The sequence below is a fragment of the Pseudomonas sp. P5_B2 genome (assembly GCF_056400445.1).
In genome coordinates, this window is the sequence record NZ_JBFULH010000338.1 from 1 (window position 1) to 4508 (window position 4508).

The window sequence follows — 4508 nt, forward strand, 5'->3', positions numbered from 1 at the left end:
CAGGTGCCAGAGGCCGAGAATACTTGGCCTGCCATCTCGGTGCCTGGGAAAACTTTAAAGGAAGCTGTTTATGCGCCTGAGTACCCGCGTAGCTGCGCTCTGTGTCGGACTCGTCGTCAGTCACCATGGTGCAGCGGCCGAGTTGCCGCAACGTTGGGTCAGTGCCGGTGGCGCGTTATCCGAATGGGTGTGCGCACTGGGGGGCGAGTCGAAACTGGTCGGTGTCGACACCACCAGTCAGCACCCTGCAAATCTCAAGGCGCTGCCAAGCATTGGCTATCAGCGCCAATTGTCGGCGGAAGGCATCTTGAGCTTACGCCCGCAGTTGCTGATCGGCACTGAAGAAATGGGCCCGCCGCCGGTGCTCACGCAGATTCGTAACGCAGGGGTGCGGGTCGAGTTGTTCTCGGCTCAGCCGGATTTGCCGACATTGCAGGGCAATTTGCAGCATCTGGGCAAGTTGCTCGGGGCTGAAGACCAGGCTGAACATTTGTACCAGCAGTATCAGGCGCAACTCGATCAACAAAAAATCCGCGTGACCAAGGCACAGCTAACCCAACAATCACCGGGCGTATTGATGCTGCTCGGGCATGCGGGCGGCAAACCGCTCATCGCTGGCAAGGACACCGCCGCCGATTGGTTGCTGCAACAGGCCGGCGGTCACAACCTGGCTACACATACCGGCTATAAGCCATTTTCTGTCGAGTCGCTGGTGAGCCTGGACCCCGAGGTGTTGGTGTTTGCCGACCGCGCACTGACGGGGGATGYGGCGCGTGCCGCGCTGTTCAAGGAAAACCCGATGCTGTCCTCGACCCGCGCGGCGAGGAACGGTCGAATCATGGAGCTGGATCCGACGCTGCTGGTGGGCGGGCTCGGGCCAAGGTTGCCCGAGAGCCTGAAAAAGCTCTCCGACGGGTTCTTTCCTGGCACTGTCGACCAATGACCATTCTGGTTAAACCGCGTGCGCTGTTCATTGGCCTGAGCCTTTTGTGTTTGCTGGCGATCTGGCTGTCGCTGGCGCTGGGGCCGGTCAGTTTGCCGTTGCTCGACACCTTGCACGCCGTGCTGCGCCTGGCCGGATTGCCGTTTTCACCAGAAGGGCTGGAGCAAGCCGAATTGATCGTGGGACAGATCCGTCTGCCGCGAACCTTGCTTGGCTTGGCGGTGGGCGGCGTGCTGGCGCTGACCGGTGTTGCGATGCAGGGCCTGTTTCGTAACCCGCTGGCCGACCCGGGATTGGTCGGGGTGTCCAGCGGCGCGGCATTGGGTGCCGCCATCGCGATTGTGGGTGGGTCAATGTTTGGCGGCCTCCCCGAGTCGTTCGGGCCTTATTTGTTGTCGGTGTGTGCGTTTCTCGGCGGCTTGGGGGTGACGGCGCTGGTGTATCGACTGGGCCGACGCAACGGCCAGACAAACGTCGCGACAATGCTGCTGGCCGGTATCGCATTGACCGCTCTGGCGGGCTCGGCGGTGGGGTTGTTCACCTATCTGGCTGACGACGCGACCCTGCGCACTCTTACGTTCTGGAATCTGGGCAGCCTCAATGGCGCAAGTTATGCGCGACTCTGGCCGTTGCTGGTGGTGAGTGCAGCCGTGGCGCTGTGGTTGCCGCGTAGAGCCAAGGCCTTGAATGCGTTGTTACTGGGCGAGTCGGAGGCCGGTCATCTGGGCATCGACGTCGAAGGGCTCAAGCGTGAACTGGTGTTTTGCACTGCCTTGGGGGTTGGCGCAGCAGTGGCGGCGGCGGGGATGATCGGGTTCGTCGGGCTGGTGGTGCCACACCTCGTGCGCTTGCTGGCCGGTCCCGATCATCGAGTGTTGTTGCCCGCCTCGGTACTGGCGGGTGCCAGTCTTCTATTGTTTGCCGATCTGGTGGCGCGACTGGCCCTGGCACCCGCTGAACTGCCGATCGGCATCGTCACGGCCTTTATCGGTGCGCCATTTTTCCTGTTCTTGTTGCTCCGGAGGCGCGCCTGATGTTGCGCACGCAGAATCTGCAAATCCGTCGCGGCGCCAAGACTGTGCTGACGGACATCACGCTTGAGCTCTTGCCAGGCGAAGTGCTGGGTGTGCTCGGCCCCAATGGCGCCGGCAAAAGTACCTTGATGAGTGCCTTGTGCGGCGAATTGCACGCTCATCATGGAAACGTCTGGCTCGATGATCGGGAGTTGAGTCACTGGCCTGCCGCGTTGCGCGCGCAACGTCTGGCGGTGCTGCCGCAGGTGTCAACTCTGGACTTTGCCTTTCGCGTTGAAGAAGTGGTGGGTATGGGGCGCTTGCCCCATCAAAGCGGTCGGGTGCGCGATGACGAGATTGTCGCTGCCGCGTTGCACGCCGCAGATGCYGTGCACCTGAGTGGTCGCAGCTATCTGGCCCTGTCCGGTGGCGAGCGTCAGCGTGTGCATCTGGCCCGAGTGCTGGCGCAACTCTGGCCGGGTGAGGTGGGGCAGACGTTGTTGCTCGATGAGCCGACTTCGATGCTCGACCCGCTGCACCAGCACACCACCCTGCAGGCGGTGCGCGAGTTTGCCGATCGCGGCGCGGCCGTGTTGGTCATCCTGCATGATCTGAACCTGGCGGCGCGTTATTGTGATCGTCTGTTGTTGCTTGAGGGCGGGCATCCGGTGGCGCTGGATACGCCAGAGCAGGTCCTGAAACCCGAACCGCTCAAAGCTGTGTTCGGGCTGGAGGTATTGGTCCAGCAGCATCCGGAGCGTGGGCATCCGCTGATCATCGCCCGCTGATACTTATCGTTGAGGTGAACATGCGTGGAATTTTGCTGTTGGCGGTACTGCTACTGAGTGCCTGCCAGCATGTTTCGGTGCCACCACCGGTCAGTGCTGACATCCGGGAACTGAGTACCGGTGAAACGCTGACGGCGCAGGAACTGATCGAACGACTTTCCAAGCCTTCGCGGCTGATCGTCGGCGAGCAGCATGACAATCGCGATCACCACCAACTGCAACTGTGGTTGCTGCAATCGCTGGGGGAGCAGCGGCCACAAGGCAGCTTGCTTCTGGAAATGCTGACACCGGATCAACAACAGCGCGTCGATAATGTTCGTCATGCCTCGACGCCACCGGAAAATTTGCCTGCTGCCTTGGCTTGGCAGGAGGGTTGGGACTGGGACCTGTACGGGCCGATCGTGGGTTTTGCGCTGACTCAGCCTTATCCGCTGCTCGCGGCCAATCTGGATAACCTGGAGGTTCGTGCGATCTACTCCAAACCACCGTCATTGACCGGTGCGCGGTCCAATGCGGCGTCGGTCAAGGACGTGTTACTGGCACAGATCAGCGGCTCCCATTGCGGTTTGCTGCCCGCTTCGCAGATGCCCGCCATGTTGGCGGTCCAGCAGCAACGAGACCGGCGAATGGCTGAACGCTTGCTGGCGGCCCCGACGCCTTCACTGATGTTTGCCGGTGCGTATCACGCGCGCAAGGACGTGGGTGTGCCAATCCATGTGCTGGATTTGGGGCAGGTGCAAGCGCCGACGGTATTGATGCTGGCAGAGCAGGGGGCCGAGGTGACAGCAGCAATGGCCGATTACGTCTGGTACACCGCCGCTTCACTGCCTCAGGATTATTGCGCGCAAATGCGTAAGCAGTTCGGTAAGTGACGGAGGGGTTTAACAGGCAAAAAAAGACCCGGCAAGAGCCGGGTCAAATAACCGTGATTAGCCTGATGAGGAGATATCTGAGAGTCCGAACCAAGGGCTTTTCAAATATCGACCAGTCTCGCGACCAGTTGTGATAATCATATCGATTCTCATTACCAAGTCAACCGCTGTTTTTTGATTTCTTTTAAATGCGTCGCCAAGCCGTTTCAAAGGCCGGTACTCACTGGGTAATCAGCTCGCGCGCCTGAGCGAAATCAATGCTCTCAGATCTTATGCCGTGACGAAATTGCTTCCAGTTGTTTGTTCAAGGCTTCTTTTCGCTCGGCTGGAATGTCATTCCAGTGCACATCCATCAATGCGCCTTCGATCGCATACAACAACACCTTGGATGCTCGAAACCCGCGCGTACGCACGGCCCGATAAGCATCCACCGCCCCAAGGCGACGCAAGTCCGAGGCGCTGTGGATGCCCACGGCATGCAGCCACTGCGCCGACGTCTTGCCAAGATTTTTCAGGTGCTGCAGTTCATCATTCATCAAGCCTCCTTGCGACGGCCGAACGGAGCGTGGGCGAACTTCTCAGGAGTGTAGCCATCAGTAGGAAAAGCGTGATTGTTTGACAATTTCCGACGTAAAAGCTTCTAAGAAGAAAACTCAAAACCTTGGGTGGTTGTCGGCGAATGCGATAGGGGTTACCAGGAAGTCTAGCTGTCGGGAGTCAATACGGAGTCCAGCGCAAAGCGGAGGCGCTGGACTGTCAGGTAAAACGTCGTTTTTAACGAGTGCGATAACGCAGGCGAGTGCCGAAGTTCATCGACATCAGGATCTCGTCCGCGCTTAGATCTGGCGGGAAGTAGGCACCGGAGATCTGCGCATGAGCCAGGCTGGCACCT

The 4508-nt window shown here is 59.7% G+C and carries 5 protein-coding genes and 1 pseudogene; 4 read left to right on the top strand and 2 right to left on the bottom strand.

The features are described from left to right. The first annotated feature begins 70 nt into the window (after positions 1 to 70). From AC1DRJ_RS19810 to AC1DRJ_RS19825, 4 genes are read left to right on the top strand one after another with little or no spacing between them, the layout of a single operon-like run. Positions 71 to 943 carry a heme/hemin ABC transporter substrate-binding protein gene (locus AC1DRJ_RS19810; RefSeq protein WP_477803639.1) on the top strand — a complete coding sequence of 291 codons (873 nt, stop codon included), beginning with the start codon at positions 71 to 73 and terminating at the stop codon, positions 941 to 943. A 50-nt stretch (positions 944 to 993) separates the two neighbouring features. After that, on the top strand, positions 994 to 1977 hold the full coding sequence (locus AC1DRJ_RS19815; protein ID WP_477803642.1) for a FecCD family ABC transporter permease: 984 nt from the start codon (positions 994 to 996) through the stop codon (positions 1975 to 1977). Then, positions 1977 to 2744, top strand: a complete 768-nt coding sequence (locus AC1DRJ_RS19820; RefSeq protein ID WP_477803640.1) for a heme ABC transporter ATP-binding protein — start codon at positions 1977 to 1979, stop codon at positions 2742 to 2744. The genes AC1DRJ_RS19815 and AC1DRJ_RS19820 overlap by 1 nt, the downstream gene beginning before the upstream one ends. A gap of 20 nt (positions 2745 to 2764) precedes the next feature. Beyond that, positions 2765 to 3616 carry a ChaN family lipoprotein gene (locus tag AC1DRJ_RS19825; RefSeq protein ID WP_477803641.1) on the top strand — a complete coding sequence of 284 codons (852 nt, stop codon included), beginning with the start codon at positions 2765 to 2767 and terminating at the stop codon, positions 3614 to 3616. A gap of 263 nt (positions 3617 to 3879) precedes the next feature. On the opposite strand, the gene AC1DRJ_RS19830 is transcribed toward AC1DRJ_RS19825, so the two are convergent. Beyond that, positions 3880 to 4152, bottom strand: coding sequence for a TfoX/Sxy family protein (locus tag AC1DRJ_RS19830; RefSeq protein WP_096515175.1), 273 nt, complete (start codon positions 4150 to 4152; stop codon positions 3880 to 3882). A gap of 238 nt (positions 4153 to 4390) precedes the next feature. Further along, positions 4391 to 4508 (bottom strand): annotated as a pseudogene (locus AC1DRJ_RS19835) (pentapeptide repeat-containing protein); the annotation flags it as partial.